Source organism: Hyunsoonleella aquatilis, assembly GCF_014270105.1.
GTDB lineage: Bacteria > Bacteroidota > Bacteroidia > Flavobacteriales > Flavobacteriaceae > Jejuia > Jejuia aquatilis.
Map to the genome: position 1 here is coordinate 746574 of NZ_JACNMF010000002.1, position 15739 is coordinate 762312.

Annotated in this window: 14 protein-coding genes; all 14 read right to left on the reverse strand. The window is 36.1% G+C overall.

Annotated elements, in window-relative coordinates:
* Positions 1 to 14 precede the first annotated feature (14 nt).
* Positions 15 to 1130 carry a glycosyltransferase family protein gene (locus tag H7U19_RS08740; protein ID WP_186561408.1) on the reverse strand — a complete coding sequence of 372 codons (1116 nt, stop codon included), beginning with the start codon at positions 1128 to 1130 and terminating at the stop codon, positions 15 to 17.
* Positions 1131 to 1156: 26 nt separating this feature from the next.
* Positions 1157 to 2284, reverse strand: coding sequence for an EpsG family protein (locus H7U19_RS08745; protein ID WP_186561410.1), 1128 nt, complete (start codon positions 2282 to 2284; stop codon positions 1157 to 1159).
* Positions 2285 to 2319: 35 nt separating this feature from the next.
* Positions 2320 to 3489, reverse strand: a complete 1170-nt coding sequence (locus H7U19_RS08750; RefSeq protein WP_186561412.1) for a glycosyltransferase family 4 protein — start codon at positions 3487 to 3489, stop codon at positions 2320 to 2322.
* Between the two features lie 41 nt (positions 3490 to 3530).
* Positions 3531 to 4598, reverse strand: a complete 1068-nt coding sequence (locus tag H7U19_RS08755) for a polysaccharide pyruvyl transferase family protein (RefSeq protein ID WP_186561414.1) — start codon at positions 4596 to 4598, stop codon at positions 3531 to 3533.
* A gap of 3 nt (positions 4599 to 4601) precedes the next feature.
* Complete coding sequence (locus H7U19_RS08760) at positions 4602 to 6122, reverse strand: lipopolysaccharide biosynthesis protein (protein ID WP_186561416.1); 1521 nt, start codon at positions 6120 to 6122, stop codon at positions 4602 to 4604.
* Positions 6123 to 6283: 161 nt separating this feature from the next.
* On the reverse strand, positions 6284 to 7186 hold the full coding sequence (locus H7U19_RS08765) for a nitroreductase family protein (RefSeq protein WP_186561418.1): 903 nt from the start codon (positions 7184 to 7186) through the stop codon (positions 6284 to 6286).
* Between the two features lie 113 nt (positions 7187 to 7299).
* Positions 7300 to 8523 carry a UDP-N-acetyl-D-mannosamine dehydrogenase gene (gene wecC, locus H7U19_RS08770; RefSeq protein WP_186561420.1) on the reverse strand — a complete coding sequence of 408 codons (1224 nt, stop codon included), beginning with the start codon at positions 8521 to 8523 and terminating at the stop codon, positions 7300 to 7302.
* Positions 8524 to 8525: 2 nt separating this feature from the next.
* Positions 8526 to 9650, reverse strand: coding sequence for a non-hydrolyzing UDP-N-acetylglucosamine 2-epimerase (gene wecB, locus H7U19_RS08775; RefSeq protein WP_186561555.1), 1125 nt, complete (start codon positions 9648 to 9650; stop codon positions 8526 to 8528).
* On the reverse strand, positions 9650 to 10444 hold the full coding sequence (gene rfbD / locus H7U19_RS08780) for a dTDP-4-dehydrorhamnose reductase (protein WP_186561422.1): 795 nt from the start codon (positions 10442 to 10444) through the stop codon (positions 9650 to 9652). The genes wecB and rfbD overlap by 1 nt, the downstream gene beginning before the upstream one ends.
* Positions 10434 to 10985, reverse strand: a complete 552-nt coding sequence (rfbC, locus tag H7U19_RS08785; protein ID WP_186561424.1) for a dTDP-4-dehydrorhamnose 3,5-epimerase — start codon at positions 10983 to 10985, stop codon at positions 10434 to 10436. The genes rfbD and rfbC overlap by 11 nt, the downstream gene beginning before the upstream one ends.
* A gap of 3 nt (positions 10986 to 10988) precedes the next feature.
* Positions 10989 to 11846 (reverse strand): glucose-1-phosphate thymidylyltransferase RfbA, encoded by an 858-nt coding sequence (gene rfbA, locus H7U19_RS08790; protein ID WP_186561426.1) that lies wholly within the window; start codon positions 11844 to 11846, stop codon positions 10989 to 10991.
* A gap of 88 nt (positions 11847 to 11934) precedes the next feature.
* Positions 11935 to 12987 carry a dTDP-glucose 4,6-dehydratase gene (gene rfbB / locus H7U19_RS08795; RefSeq protein ID WP_186561428.1) on the reverse strand — a complete coding sequence of 351 codons (1053 nt, stop codon included), beginning with the start codon at positions 12985 to 12987 and terminating at the stop codon, positions 11935 to 11937.
* The gene (locus tag H7U19_RS08800; protein WP_186561430.1) at positions 12977 to 14038 is read right to left on the reverse strand and encodes a hypothetical protein; all 1062 of its coding nucleotides are present in this window, start codon (positions 14036 to 14038) and stop codon (positions 12977 to 12979) included. The genes rfbB and H7U19_RS08800 overlap by 11 nt, the downstream gene beginning before the upstream one ends.
* Before the next feature lie 10 nt (positions 14039 to 14048).
* Complete coding sequence (locus H7U19_RS08805; protein WP_186561432.1) at positions 14049 to 15737, reverse strand: DUF6909 family protein; 1689 nt, start codon at positions 15735 to 15737, stop codon at positions 14049 to 14051.
* Positions 15738 to 15739: the final 2 nt, after the last annotated feature.

The window sequence follows — 15739 nt, forward strand, 5'->3', positions numbered from 1 at the left end:
TAGCTGTTATAAAATTATTGGTTTAAAATTTCAATTATACTGTTCTTTAAGTTATGTCGCTCATTCGTATAGATATAATATTCTTCAGGAAGGTTTATAACATTTTCGGTCCATTGATTAATATTCTCCAAAGATAAATTCTTTAAACAAAGGATTGCATTTTCTAAACTATCCAATGGAATAGTCAATCCTATTTTGTAATCTTCAACATAAGAAGAATCACCACTATTTTCTAAACTTATCATCGGTTTCTTGTAGCATAAACTTTCATAATACCTGTTTGTTCTGGCCCATTTCCAATTCATTTCTGTAGGCTTAGGGAAGGGGTAACATGCCCAAACTATATTAACCCTTCCATAAAGGCTAGGGAGGTCATCAGGAGATTTATACTCCCCAAGGTAAGTTATGTTTTCAATATCCTTGGCTTCAAACGCTATGGATTCTGGCTTAATGGGGTAGCCCGCAACAACTATCCGATATTTATTGGGGCTCTCTAAAGCTAATCTTTTTAGGACACCCCATGACCATTCGCATCTAAGTAATCCGAAGTAACCAATTGTAATTTTGTTATCCTCCAATTTTAGAGGCCTAACGGAATAATTTTCTTCTTGCTTGTTCTCTAAAACCAGCGACTTAATATTTGATCCTAAAAAATTTCTATAATACTCCTGCACAAAAGCATGCGATGTTGAAACTAATAGAGAACATCTTTTTAAAAAAAAAGTATCTATAGCTCTAACAGTTTTGCCTACAAATCCCTTCTTTACTTGTATCTCTCTTATATCTCCTATTTCAAGTACAACTTTCTTTCTTAAACCCAAGCTGGCGATTACAGCCATATATGCCATGTCTGAGCCAAAAGCATAGATGATAGTGTGATGTTTTATCTTGCTTCTTAATTTTGGTAATACAAAAAGGATTTTGAGCACCCTTCTTAAAAACTTACCATGGGCCATCTTTCCCAATAAACTAATCTCGCAATCTGGGAGCCTTCCTTTGTGGTAATCCCGTTCAAAGGCAACCGCACTTACATCAAAACCAACAGCCTTTAACATTGTAATTCTTTTTGCAATCCTTGGCTGCCCTAATACGGGTAATATATTTAATACTTTGATTTTTCCCTCATCCATATTTCAACACTTTTATCTTTTTCACACTAACTTAAGGCAAAAACAAATTGAAATGGGGCGCATTGGTTCTCACTTTTAAAAATTTTATAAAAGAACATTACCAATTGTGTTATAATGATGAAGTATGCGATCCACATGTTCCTGGATTTTGCAAAATGATATGCAATTGCAGCCAAGCAAAATATTTTAAACCATATAAATAAATAGGTTATACGTCCCAAAATACTATATTTCCAGAAAAAATTGAAAAGAATTGCTCCAATAAAAAACAAATTGTAGTAAATCTTCATTTTGGGCATTTTCTTAATTAGGTCGCCCGAAAGCAAAATAATTAGAAATCCAAGGATGAAAATATAAAAGTTACCTATTCCACCCGAGGTTGGATCGCTAAAATCTTCTAAAAATCTATCAGTATAGTGCTGATATTTTGGGTATAGCTCAAGTCCAAAGATTATTAAATCCCTAATATCTATTTTATTTCCAACGAAATATGAAATTGTGAATAAAATCAACCATTTTGGGCCAGTAAAGGAAACTCTGTTAATGAAAAAGTAAAAAGGATAAACAAGAAATATGCTAGAATGAAAAGAAGAAGCTAATATTATGTATAGGGTAAACTTAAGCAATGATTTTTCTTCAATAAACTTTATGGCGTACATGAATATGACCAAGGCTATTGTTTGACGCATGCCGTTGTTGGATGCAAAGAAAAAACCTGTCGTAAAGGCAAAGAAAAAACCCCATTTCAATAGGTGGGGGAAAATTTTAAAACTCTGAATAAAGAAATACCAAGTAAATATTGCAATTATTGTAAATAGAACCCATGCCTTAATGTTAAAGTAAAGCAATGTCCTTACAATAGCCTCATAACCAAATTCATACCTTTCAATCCTCAACCAGCGGTGGTGTGCCCATTCTACAATTCCCAGATAGTCATTGCGGTATCCCATAAAATCAACTCCAACGTCATACCTCAAACCTATTATTAATACAAGAATGGTAAACGCAAAAATCAACGGCCAACGCCAGTATTTATTCAATTTATCGCCAACCTCTAAATTGTGTACTGGTTCCTTGACTAGTTTAATATTATGGGCAGATGCCGCAAACAATAATGCAAATAAAAATATGTAAATAATATATGCCAGTACCATTTTCTATTTTGATGTTTACTTTGCAAATATGGGATTTAAGCCAATAATATCCTATCAACAATATTTAATAACTTTATCTTTTCATTGTTCCAGTTAAAAACGTGCCGTGCCTGCCTAGAATTCTCGATACATTGTTTATAATAAAAACTATTCGAGATTAACTTGTCAATGGCTTTTGATATTTCATTAACGTTTTCGGGATCCACTAAAATTCCAGATTTAGCAACACGTTGTACATGTCTGATTTCAGGAAAATCACTCGCTATATAGGGTATACCAACCATAATGCTTTCATAGAGCTTATTAGGAGCCGCCAGATAATAGCTGATGGAAACGTTTTCAATCAGAGCTAAACTGATATCGGCACTTTTTGTCCAAAAGAGCAACTCCCGCCAAGGAACTGGTGGTAAAATATGAAACCTATCCAAATTATTTTCCCTTGCCAACCTTACAAGTTTTTCTTTATAACTATCTGTTATAAAACCAAGAAAGACAAGATGAGAGTTGTCAGATTTAATCTTCGAGCAGGCCTCAATAGCGACCTCTAATCCACGCCCACTGGCCAAAAGACCCTGATACAAAAGAACCTTTTGATCTTCAGGAATATTTAGTTTTTTCCTAATAAGATCACTTTCTGCGATTTCCTCGGGTATAGGCACATTACGCACTACATCAACTTTATCAAGCTTATACCATCTTTCCATTAATTTTGCCCGTTCGATATCAGCTGCTATAACGCATTCAGCTTTTTTGAGTATAAATCGCTCAACCTTAATTACTACATTATTCAACTTTTGATTAAGCTTAAGATTAGAAGCCCTTTTTCTGTCCCCTTCCAACTCGTTGGCCGAGTATATAAACTTCGCTCCCGTAAGTTTAGTAACGAAATAAATAATGACCAAATCCTCAATCCCAATGGCTATATACAAGTCCGCTTTTTGCTTTAAGGCACTGAAAAACAACTTTATTAAGCCTTCAACAATTCTTAATACTGAAAATATTGAAGACCTAATTGCCCTAGCCTTAATGTCAATATAATTCATTTGATAAGGATAGTCTCTTCTTTTTAAGTTATCCCTAGGTGTTATGCTGACTATCGTAACGTCGTAATTACCCCTTTCCTGCAGGGCCAACGCCGTTCTATGAATTCTAGATATAAATGTAACATCCCCCGCCCTTACTATGCAAATTTTCTTTTTGACCAACTTCTGTGTGTTTTGTAAAAGTGACTAAATTTTGCTTGGGTTTAACCTATTAAACTCTTTTTAAGAAACGATTTTGAGGCTTCGCGCTCTTTTTCGATGACTCGATTAATATGTTCATAGTCTAAATCATCCTTTAAAACCTTTTCTTTAACCTCATAAGCATCAAAATACAATCTGTCTTTCCTTCCGATGAGCCCAAGCAGGTTTTCAATTCTGGTCACCCCTCGTTCTGGGTTTGCAAGTACTACAAATTTCTTATTGAAAATTATGGAAAAAACCGTACAATGGAACGAATCTGTTACTACTATTTCGCTATGCTTTATTAGGTAAAGCCATTTTGAAACACTGTTGAACAACCAGAAATCGTATTTATGGGATATCTTTCTCCCTTTTAATTTTTTAAATTTCAGATTGTGGGTTTTGGCAAAAGCTTTAAAATAGGATTGATTTTTATCTGAATCGTCCAACAACATATAGGATAGTATGTTTTTTTCGACACTATTCGTTTTGAGTTTTCCATTGATTATCTTTTCATAATAACTTTTATCCAAAAGAAGTGTTGAATCCAATACAAGAGTGCTTTCAACTTGAAAAACATCTTTACAAATCTCTACTCCTGATTGCTCTCTAACGGATATGTTGTCAAACCTATTGACCAAATCCTTAATTTTTTGTGTAATTAATTTATCCCCATGCCATGTTTCAAGTCCAAAACTTGCGGCATAAGCTATCTTTTTGTTCTCTTTATTCACAAAATCAAAATAGTACCTGCAAAGGTTATTATGGTTGTCCCTGTATCTCCACACTTGGTCGCTCCCAACAATAAATGTGTCCAATTTATTGTTTAATGACTCTAGACCATCATTAGTCGCCAATATGTCCAAGTAGTTTTTTCGGAATTTTGTGAAGTTGTATCCCAGGGCAAATCTTATAAAGTCGAACAAACGGTGCTTTATACCTTTAGGTTTTTCAGGGTAAAAATCAATAATTTTAACCTCTACTCCGAAAGTTCTTACGGCATTTAAAATTGCATACGTTTGCAATAATGCACCAAAGTTATGATTCGAATAATGGAATGTTAGTATGCCTACTTTTGTACTTTTTTTCATGATTTAAAATATCGCCAACCTGTTCTTAATTTTTTTCAACTGTTCCCTTTCAAACATGTCCATGCCAAAATAATAAAACATCAAGGAATATGTTAACACGGACAAAGTCCCTGTTATAAGTAGCCTTGTTAAGTTATGTGGGAAATAGAATGTTGGGATGACACAAACTCCAAGGGTAATTATAAATGGAGGTATTATCTTTAGCAATACATTATTTAAATATTCCTTAATAGACAACTCCAGTATTCGTTTCGAAATAATTAGTCTAAAAACACAAGCCAAAAGCTCTATTATCACAAAAGAAATTAAGCCGTAGTAAGCAGGGTAACCAATATAATATATAAAATATGCCAATGGCAAATTAAACATCAGAATACTTCCTACAACAGTCTGATACAATTTAATGTTTCCTCCTGATTGAATAGCCGTCTGTAGCCCAATCGTTAATTGGTTTGCCAGTATTCCTGACAAATACAACAAGGCAAAAATAACCGTGTTCTCCGGGATTTCTTTTAACCAAACTTTAAAAATAAATATAATATTCAATCCGAAAGGAATCAGTAAAAAAGACAGTAAAAAAAAACTGAACTTTGTGGCTCTTAGTGATAAAGCGAGCATGGATTTTCTTTCGCCTTTACCTTCGTTCTTCATTATCTGTGGGTTGACCGCCTTGAGCATATTGGAAGAAAAACTAAATATTTGGCTACCTACTTGAGTTGCAATACCAAAGGCTGCGTTTACAACTGTGCCAAAAAAGATGTTCATAATCACCGCCAAACCTTGGTTTTTTGCAACACCGCATAATGCGCCAAAAGAATTCCATCCCGCAAAAGATGTCATTTCTTTAAAAATACCAAAATCGAATAACTTTCTCGAAAAGGATTGACACTCCTCAAAATATTTTAAACAATACGTCGCCTTTCCCAGCCTTGAAATTATGGTAATGATTAGGATGCAAAGTGAATAGGCTTCAAGCTTATTCTCGGTTAAGGTAGGAATCCAAAAAACGGCCAAAAGTTTCAGAACAACCTCTAAAACACTTATGATTGATTCAAACATTAATTTCTCATGAGAAATAATAGAGGCGTCAAAAGGGACAAAGCTTATGGTAACAAAGGAAGTGCCCACAAGACATTGAAAGGTAAACTTAGCGGCTTGAATTCTATCAGCAGGTATTGATAAAAATCCATCAAACAAAAAAAGACCAGCTACCTCGAGAAAAATCAAAACAAGAACCGCAAGCATCAAATGGAGGCATACGCTAGAGTAAAAAACGCTCCTTAATTTATACTCCTGTTTGGCACCAATATAAAATGACAAAAACCTTTGTGTGGAAAGTGCCATGGCCGAGTTAAGAAAAGCCAAAAGCCCAACAACACCCATGATGAGGTTGTAAATACCGTAGTCTACAACACCAAGTTCAATTAAGAGGATTCTCGTAATCAGCAATGACAAAATCATTGTGATAACCATCTTTATGTACAAAAATGAGGTGTTTTTTAAAATTAGTTTAGACGAACTCATGGTTATTTTGAAAATTAAAGGCTATGGATTTTCAATTGTATTGCCCGTCATAAAACTCTTTTAAAGAATAAACTATATTTTGCTAAGATATTGATTTGATTTCAACATTTAGTACAATAACGGGAACGTATCTCCACCAAAAAAAGGCCTTTTCCTTTTTTTCAATTTACAATCTTCAGTACTTCATCCAAGGGTCTCCTTTTTGACAAGGTATATTTTATATCCCCATCTATATACCCAATTGCCAAAACACAAATAATTTTCTCTGATTCCTTCAAATCTAAAATTTTTCTGGCCTTCCTATCCGCATCGATCGTTTTTCCCCAATTGGCAGGGCAACAGCCTATTTTTTTGAAATGGAGCGCATACATCACATTCATTAAATAGATCCCCCCATCAATATAAAATTGATTTCTTTCTCCAACAGTGTAAAAGTAATTTCTGTCCGTTGTAACAACTAAAATTTGATTAATTTCATTTTGAAACCCCCTGAGGCCTCCTTGGATTTCCAACACTTTGTTTACAACCGCTTTGTTGTTAATAAAATATGTTCTAGCTGGTTGCCTATTGCATACTGATGGGGCATTTGAGGCTATCGCCACAACTTCTTCTATAGTTTCTGTAGGTATTTTTTCATTCGTGAAAGATCTTATGCTTTTTCTTGAATTTGAAAACAAGTCAAATGGCTTATTTATTTCTGAAAAATACGCTTCTTCATTCTTTTCCACAAATGCTTTGTCTTCAATGGTTGATTCTGCCTTTAGGTTAATATAAGTCTCTTCTGTAAAGAAATCCTCTATTGAAATTTTATTCTCATGGTGATACTCGTAATAATCAATTAATACCTTTTGAGCTATTAAGGTTTGAGAGTTATGACCAAACTTTCTGTCAACAGTTTTCAGGTCTTCAATTAAATTTTTCACCCTTTTTATTGCAAATCTGGGTCTAATTTTATCATGGACAAACCCTTTTTCGATACCATGATAATTAAGTATAATCTTTGCCTCTATTTTTTCAAAGGAATTAATGCTGAAAACATTTGAATGCCTGTAATACAATTTCATATCAACAATGAAATTTTCTAGCAGCGACAATAGGTTTCTTACGAATCGAAAACGTATTGCAAGGAACTCAAATCCATTTTCCCCTATAATTCTTTTTAAAAGACGCTTCATTCTTAACTGCCTTTACCACTTATCCCACAAAAATCCAGTACTACTTTATCACTGCCAATCTCCAAAGCTCTAAACTCATCGTGTGCCACTAAAAAAACAATGACATCAGCTTCTTTTGTTGCCGTTTTATAATCGGTTAACTTGAAGACGTTATGGGTCTCAATATTAGGCTCAACAATATAGTATGTTTCGTTATTGGCATTCTGCAATACTTTTTGGGCAATATACTTTGCCGGAGACTCTCTTAAATCATCAATATTAGGCTTAAAAGCTAATCCCATAATTGCAATTTTAGGCTTATGACCGTGTTTCAGTTCATACTCCAGTTTTGCTGTTTGCACTTTTTCGGCGCACCAAAAAGACTTATAATTATTTATCTCTCTTGCTTTTCCGATAATCTGAGATTCCATCGGATAGTCAGAAACAATAAAATAGGGATCAACGGCAATACAATGTCCTCCAACGCCGCATCCCGGTTGCAGTATATTTACTCTAGGATGTTTGTTGGCCAAATCAATCAGCTCCCATACATCAATTCCCGCTTTATCGCAGATAAGAGAAAGCTCATTGGCAAAAGCAATTTGAACATCCCTTGAAGAGTTTTCAACCAGTTTGCACATTTCTGCTGTCCTAGCATTGGTTTTGTGCAAGTTTCCTTTTATAAATTGCCGGTAAAAATTGACGGCTTTTTCGGTTGATTTAGCATCAACACCGCCAATTACCCTATCGTTATTTACCAATTCATACATTACATTTCCTGGCAAAACCCTTTCTGGACAATAGGCTATATGTAGCTTGTCCTCAAGTTCTGGTCTTTCAGAATAAATTAAATTCATCATTTGCTCCGTGGTGCCGATGGGAGATGTAGATTCTATGATATACAAGTCTCCTTCCTTTAAAAGAGGTAAAATAGCCTTGGTTGCCGCTTCAACAAATGACGTGTCCGGTTCATTTTTAGCCTTGAAAGGAGTTGGCACAACTATTAAATAAGTATTGGCCTCAATTGGCTTTGTATCTGCCCGAAGGTATCCATCTCTAACCGCGTTGGCTACGGCTATATCCAGCTCGGGTTCAACAATATGGATTTCTCCGGCATTAATGGTTTTTACAACATCGGGGTTTATGTCAACGCCATGAACATAGGTTTTATTTTGGGCTATAAGAGCTGCGGTTGGTAAACCAATGTAACCCAATCCTACCATCACTACCTCTGGTGCACTACTCATAATCATAAACTATCAATAAATTCAACAATTTTTTTACAAGCTGTTCCATCACCATAAGGGTTGTGTAACAAACTCATAGCTTCATACCTCGCTTTGTCCATTAAAAGCTTATTCGTCTCTTCAACTATTTTATTTGTATCCGTACCCACAAGTAAAACCGTTCCTGAATCCACAGCTTCCGGCCTTTCCGTAGTATCTCTCATCACTAAAACGGGTTTGCCCAAGCTTGGTGCTTCCTCTTGAACACCTCCGCTATCAGTAATTATGAGATAAGATTTGTTCATTAGCCATACAAATGCTGGATAAGAAAGCGGTTTTATAAGACTGATATTTTCAACGTTTTCCAGCACTTCATAGACTGGTTTTTGAACATTTGGGTTTAAGTGCACAGGGTAGATAATCTGGCAATCTTTATTTTCTTGCGCTATTTGTTTTAGGGCCCGGCAGATATTAATGAAACCTTGTCCGTGGTTTTCTCGTCTGTGGCCTGTAACCAAAATCAATCTTTTAGAATTATCTGCAACGGTTTTCAAGCGCTCGATTTCAATATCTTTAAAATATTTAGAATCAACCTTTTTCGTGCTAAAGTGCAACGCATCAATTACCGTGTTTCCAGTTACTAAAATTGTCTTCCCATCAATGTTTTCCCTTAATAAATTGTCTTTGGAGACCGTTGTCGGGGAAAAGTGAAAATCCGAAATACGTCCAGTAACACTTCTATTTATTTCTTCTGGAAAAGGAGAGAGTTTGTTGTAAGTCCTTAGACCAGCTTCCACATGACAGACCTTGGCGCCTGAATAAAAAGACGCTATACTCGCTGCCATAGTTGTTGTTGTGTCACCGTGAACATAAACATAATCTGGTCTAAAATCCTCTAACACAGGTTTTAAGTTTGTTATAATATCGGCTGTTAGTCTATACAGATTTTGGTTGGGTTTCATTAAGTTTAGGTCGTAATCAGGAGTAATCTCAAAAAAACTAAGAACCTGATCCAACATTTCCCTATGCTGTGCAGTAATACATACCTTTGTTAAAAACGTGCCCTTATGTTTCATGAACTCCTTGACTAAAGGAGCCATTTTTATTGCCTCGGGTCGCGTACCAAAAACGATTAAATTTTTCTTGATCATTCTGAGTTTTTTGCCAAGATGCTATATTTTGGCCGTTTAGCAAAAGTAACATAATTGTCTGCCTTTGCAAGTTTAATTTCCCCCAACAATCCGTTTTCAATTAATATTTTTTTTGCGAAATCGTACCAGGTCATTTCTTCCTCATCCGAAAAATGATAAAGACCATAAGCTCTGCTTTTCTCCTCTATCAAATTATAAACAAATTTAGAAAGGCTGACCGTATCCGTTGGACAACCTTTCTGAGAGGTGATAATCGAAAGTGACTCTTCAGTTTTTGCCTTTTCAACGATGGTTTTATAAAAATTCTTACCGTATTTTTTACTGTAGAGCCAAGATGTTCTTATGATAAAAAAAGCATCGATCGTTTGGGCGATATATTGTTCTCCCAACAACTTAGATTTACCGTATTCGTTAATGGGGTTGGTTTTGTCGTGAATCGTATAAGGTTGATTTTTTTTGCCGTCAAAAACGTAATCCGTCGATATGTGTATCAAAACAACATTGTTCTCCCTGCAAGCTACTGCCAAATATTTTACGGCCTCACCATTAACCAAATAAGCTGGTTCTGGTGTTTTTTCAGCTTGTTCTACATTTGTGTAAGCAGCACAATTGACGCAATAATCAAACTGTTTTTCTCCAAAAAAATCTGCTACTGCCTGCTTGTTAGTAATATCCAATTCAGCCTTGGCAACAAATGTAAACGCAATATTATCCTTATTGTTTGCAAACAGCTCTTCAAAGGTTTTACCCATTTGCCCGTTCGCCCCAGTTACCAAAACTTTAATACTCATTGATCAGTGATTGAAAGGTGGGCAATATGATGTCCTTTTCAGAAAGCAACAGTTTATCCATTGAATATTGCCAATCAATGCTTAATGTTGGGTCATTGTATATTATACCGCCTTCAGAATCTTTGTTATAGTAATTGTCACACTTATAGGAAAAAATCGTGTTGTCCTCTAAGGTTAAAAAACCGTGCGCAAATCCTCTGGGGACATAGAGTTGTTTGTTTTCAATAGCATCCAAAATAATTTTGAAATGTTGCCCAAATGTTGGAGAGCCTTTTCTTATATCAACACACACATCTAATACCTTTCCTTTAATCACGCGTACCAGTTTTGCCTGAGCATATTTGCCCCTTTGGAAGTGCAGTCCCCTTAAAGTCCCCTTAGAAGAAATGGACTGGTTATCCTGTACAAAATTGACCAAAACACCCGTTTTTTGTTTGAAAGACCTATCATTATAAGACTCAAAAAAAAACCCTCTACTATCTTTAAAAACTCGAGGCACAATTACAAAACATCCCTCCAAACCCGTTGCTTCTACAGTCATAACTTATACCAATTGTTGTAAATATTGACCATAACCACTTTTTAGCAGAGGCTTAGCGAGTTCCATCAGTTGTTGCATATCAATATATCCCATTTTGAATGCTACCTCTTCAATACATCCAATTTTCAGGCCCTGTCGTTCTTCAATAACTTCCACAAATTGGGAGGCTTGCATTAACGAACTAAACGTACCCGTATCCAACCACGCTATGCCCTTATCCAATACCTCAACATTTAAGAGCCCTTTATTGAGGTAAGCTCGGTTAACATCCGTAATTTCCAATTCACCCCTTGCGCTTGGCTTCAAATTTTTGGCAATGTTCACGACAGTATTATCATAAAAGTAAATACCGGGAACCGCAAAGTTCGATTTTGGGCTTTGAGGCTTTTCTTCGATTGAAGTGACGATATTATTTGAATCAAAATCAACAACCCCATAACGTTGTGGATCCTGAACATGGTATGCGAAAATGGTTCCTCCAACAGGATTGTTAGCTTCTTTTAATATTTTGGCCAGTCCAGAACCGTAAAAAATATTATCCCCCAAAATAAGGGCTACTTTATTATCTCCAATAAATGACTCGCCGATGACAAAGGCCTCCGCGAGACCTTTTGGCTCCTTTTGACTGGCATAGCTGAAATTGCAACCATATAGTTTGCCGTCTCCCAAAAGTTTCTTGAAAAGAGGAACATCACTCGGTGTAGCAATAATCAAAACGTCACGAATACCAGCAGACATAAGCGTTGAGAGAGGATAATATATCATTGGCTTGTCGTACACTGGCATTAATTGTTTACTTACCACCTTAGTGAGCGGATATAAACGCGTGCCTGAGCCTCCTGCCAAAATTATCCCTTTCATCTATTAATATTTAATGTTATTCATTAGTCAGATATAATGTCCAAGTTAACAAATTGGTCGGTGTTCATTTTTTTTTGGACATTTCATATCAATTATATTGCTTTTCGTAATAGGTTAAATATGACTTATTGATCACATTTTGCAACCATTGGGGGTTATCCAAATACCAATCAATAGTTGCATCGAGACCCTCTTCAAAGTTAACCGAGGGCTTCCACCCAAGTTCCTTCTTGATTTTTGAGGCATTGATGGCATATCTCAAATCATGTCCTGGGCGATCTTTAACGTAAGTTATCAATTGTTCGGATTCTCCTTTGGCTCTGCCTAATTTAGTATCCATCTTTTGGCACAACAATTTCACCAAATCAATGTTTTTCCATTCGTTCCAACCACCAATATTGTATGTTTCGCCTGCAGTGCCTTTGTGCAGTACTATATCGATCGCCTTGGCATGGTCTTTTACAAATAGCCAATCTCTAGTATAATTTCCATCTCCATACACTGGCAAGGACCTTTTATTGATGATGTTATTAATGAACAAAGGAATCAACTTTTCTGGGAATTGATTTGGTCCGTAATTGTTGGAGCAGTTACTAATGATGTAGGGAATGCCGTAAGTTTCCCCATAGGCTCTTACAAAATGATCCGAACTGGCTTTTGAGGCTGAATAAGGTGAATTAGGTTGATATGGCGTTGATTCTTCAAAGAGCCCAGTTTCCCCAAGTGTTCCATAAACCTCATCAGTACTAATGTGGTAAAAGATTTTATCTTTGATATCTTTCTTGCTTTCCGCTTTAAAAGCGTTCAATAGATTAATGGTCCCTAGGATATTGGTTTTAGCAAATGCTAATGGGTCATTTATGGACCTATCCACATGGGATTCAGCAGCCAAATGAATTATGGTATCAAATGCATGAGTTGCAAATAGATCATCAACAAAACTCTTATTGATGATATCGCCTTTTACAAAAGTATAATTAGGTCGCCCCTCAACATCCATCAAGTTTTCTAAATTTCCTGCATAAGTAAGGGCGTCCAGATTAAAAATGTGATAATTAGGATATGAATCCGTAAATAACCTAACAACATGCGAGCCTATAAAACCGGCCCCTCCAGTTATTAAAATATCCTTACGCTTCATAATTCTTAACAAAAAGAATTATTTTCTTGGTAGTGTAAACAAACACTAGAAATAAAAATGCCAAAATCGGAAAAATAATAGAGTATTTGGCCCATAAACTTGTGTACAAAGAACCAACATCCTGAAAGCTAGAAATAGTATCGAAAAACTCATCTTCCTCAATCTTTTGGGAATCTAACCTAGTTAAAGCCTGTCTTAACTCTAATTCTTTGTCCAACAATTCGTATTCCTTAGTTTTCACTCGCTCTTGCACTAAGGACATCCCATCTTTTAAAGTTATTGTTCCTTTACCAGCAGCATTCGATTCATTCTTCAATACCTCAATATAAACTTCTTTCAAAGAGTCAACCTCTTTTAAGGAATTAATCACCCGCTCTCTATCAATGGAAATCAAAGAATCTCGGATTTGCCTTTTCTTTTTAGAATAAGTATTCTCAAAAGTTTTATTTAACCCTCCCTCAAGCGACCTAAATATATCCTTTTTAAAGGACTTAACCGTAATTTGGTATATTGAGCCAGAATATATGCTTCTGTTCTCAATAAACTCGTCAAAATAAATGCTCTGTGCTCTTACACTATCCACCTGCTTTATAAATTCTTCATACTCCAATATTCTATCGTTTTCGGTTTCCGGCCCGGGAGTGATATCAAACTCAAGAATTTGCTTTGCTGCAATATTATCAATCCCGAAAATACCACTTAATTGATCATAATCCTTGTCGCTGATTAAAGCATTATAATAATTAACATTGGTTATCAATTGAAACTTGGAATCAAAATATGGTCTTACGAGCATGTCCGAGGTATAAACAGGTGCTCTAGTTTTCTCCAAGGCATACCCAATGACAGCGGCAATGAGCATAGAAATTCCTATAATTTTAAAATTCGCTATAATTGCTTTTAAAGCAAAAATGAACAACTCAAAAATCCAATATAAAACAGACTTAAAAGACTTAAAAAGTCTGTCAAAAGCATCACCAATTAGCTTAAATAATTTAATCAAATCCACTTCTTCGCTTTGTTGCGGCTGTTGAGGTAATTCCTTATTCATTCTACTTTTTTTAGTTTAATATTTGTTCTAGTATAGTTCTTGTTATCAAATAGGTTGGTTTTACACCAGAGGTGCCTAAACCTCCAGAGGCTAATGTGCTTCCCGTTTTTAGTGGATTATCACTGGCGTAATAGGCGTATCTTACTTTTACCCCCGGTTTAATGTTTTTTCTCACTTTTGAAGCGGCCTGAATAGCTTTTTGATAATGCGCCCCCTCCATTTCCAAGCCAATTACGCTCCATGTGGATTTGTGAAAGAATTTCAAAATATCCTTGTTTTGCAACGATGTGCCCAGAACTGTGATCATTGAACCCTCGCAAACATTAATTCCTTTACCCTTCAGATCTTTCTTTTTCAATTCGTTCTCAAAAGGATAATTGTCCGCAGTGCCTTCAAAAATGTGGGCTGATGGAATCATAATGTCTCCTTTATTGCCATCTAAAATTCCCGCCTTTCCCATAATGGAAATAGACTCAACGTCCAAGTGCTCATTCCCTCCGTTTAATTTAAGCGGTTTCAATAACTCATCCATAGTTTCATAGGCCTGCTCGCCAAATGCATAATCCATGACCAATATAATGGGTTTTTTTGAATTGACTAACCTGCTGTTTACTGTAATGTCAAGTTTTGATTCATCTATTTTAGCAGTGTCAAATATTTGAACATCAATATTTGCCCCAGATGTATCCTTAATATAAAGCATCCCTTCTTGTAACGCCTCCTGGTGTACTTTATTTCTTAGGGCAATACTTTCTTTGTTACTCAACACTTTGTAGAGGTCAAAAGCATCTTCCGAATCCACTGCACCCTTAAGCGCACATGTTGCAAAAAGCGTATTCATCACACTATGCATGTTAGCGCTTATAATATGTATGGGGCGATGTAGCAACTCATGCTTGTGGAGTATGTTCTTGATATTAGTGGCCCATACTTCCCCATGGATATGGTGGCCCAAACGTTCCCTTAGTACCGGGCTGAAAGTGATAGCTCGTTTATTGCTTGAGATTTGTTCATCAATAGATAATTTGCCTAGCCAATAAATAATATTCAAAAAACGCTCGGGTTGACCGGGGATGGCAAATTCTTCATAAATTGAAGTCACCTCGTTAAACGTCCTTCCCAAAATGTTACTAGTGTGGGTAATGGCAACTTCGCGTTCCTTTTGTGTCAATTTTTTTGTGGATTTTACCGCCCTCTCCAATTTCACCCAGTCACTGGTCGTTGAGCCAATATCGTCCACCAAAACACGGTTACTGATTTTAAGCGATTCAATAAAGAGAAAGGTCAAATGGGTAAGTATATCGTAAATCTCGGAGCGGCCCCGGGTAATCTCAATATTCATCTGTTCATCGTCAATACGGTAACAGTTTCTTCGTCGCTTCTTAGGTACGATCGGTTTAAAAAGCGATTCGGAATAGCCCTCATCACTCGTTAAATTGATAATGGAACACTCTTCAATACCCTGAGGCAACCTATCGATAACATAAAGCAACCCGTCAAGTTCCGCTTTTTCCTCGGCTATAGCTCCGTAAATTTCCGGTCGCAACAATAATAATGATTGCCTTAGGGTATCTCCCGAAACGCCCATTGGTTTATAAAAGCCACGATTGAAGAGATGGCGCATGGTAATGTACATCCTTTCAATGGCGTTAGAACTTTCCTGGGCACGGGTTCTTTTATGACGCTTAATAGGTTTCATGG

Excerpts from the sequence above, each read along its gene's own strand:
- H7U19_RS08740 (WP_186561408.1), bottom strand. The coding sequence starts at position 1,130 with ATGGATGAGGGAAAAATCAAAGTATTAAATATATTACCCGTATTAGGG.
- H7U19_RS08745 (WP_186561410.1), bottom strand. The coding sequence starts at position 2,284 with ATGGTACTGGCATATATTATTTACATATTTTTATTTGCATTATTGTTT.
- H7U19_RS08755 (WP_186561414.1), bottom strand. The coding sequence starts at position 4,598 with ATGAAAAAAAGTACAAAAGTAGGCATACTAACATTCCATTATTCGAAT.
- H7U19_RS08760 (WP_186561416.1), bottom strand. The coding sequence starts at position 6,122 with ATGAGTTCGTCTAAACTAATTTTAAAAAACACCTCATTTTTGTACATA.
- H7U19_RS08765 (WP_186561418.1), bottom strand. The coding sequence starts at position 7,186 with ATGAAATTGTATTACAGGCATTCAAATGTTTTCAGCATTAATTCCTTT.
- wecC (WP_186561420.1), bottom strand. The coding sequence starts at position 8,523 with ATGAGTAGTGCACCAGAGGTAGTGATGGTAGGATTGGGTTACATTGGT.
- rfbD (WP_186561422.1), bottom strand. The coding sequence starts at position 10,444 with ATGAGTATTAAAGTTTTGGTAACTGGGGCGAACGGGCAAATGGGTAAA.
- rfbC (WP_186561424.1), bottom strand. The coding sequence starts at position 10,985 with ATGACTGTAGAAGCAACGGGTTTGGAGGGATGTTTTGTAATTGTGCCT.
- rfbA (WP_186561426.1), bottom strand. The coding sequence starts at position 11,846 with ATGAAAGGGATAATTTTGGCAGGAGGCTCAGGCACGCGTTTATATCCG.
- rfbB (WP_186561428.1), bottom strand. The coding sequence starts at position 12,987 with ATGAAGCGTAAGGATATTTTAATAACTGGAGGGGCCGGTTTTATAGGC.
- H7U19_RS08800 (WP_186561430.1), bottom strand. The coding sequence starts at position 14,038 with ATGAATAAGGAATTACCTCAACAGCCGCAACAAAGCGAAGAAGTGGAT.
- H7U19_RS08805 (WP_186561432.1), bottom strand. The coding sequence starts at position 15,737 with ATGAAACCTATTAAGCGTCATAAAAGAACCCGTGCCCAGGAAAGTTCT.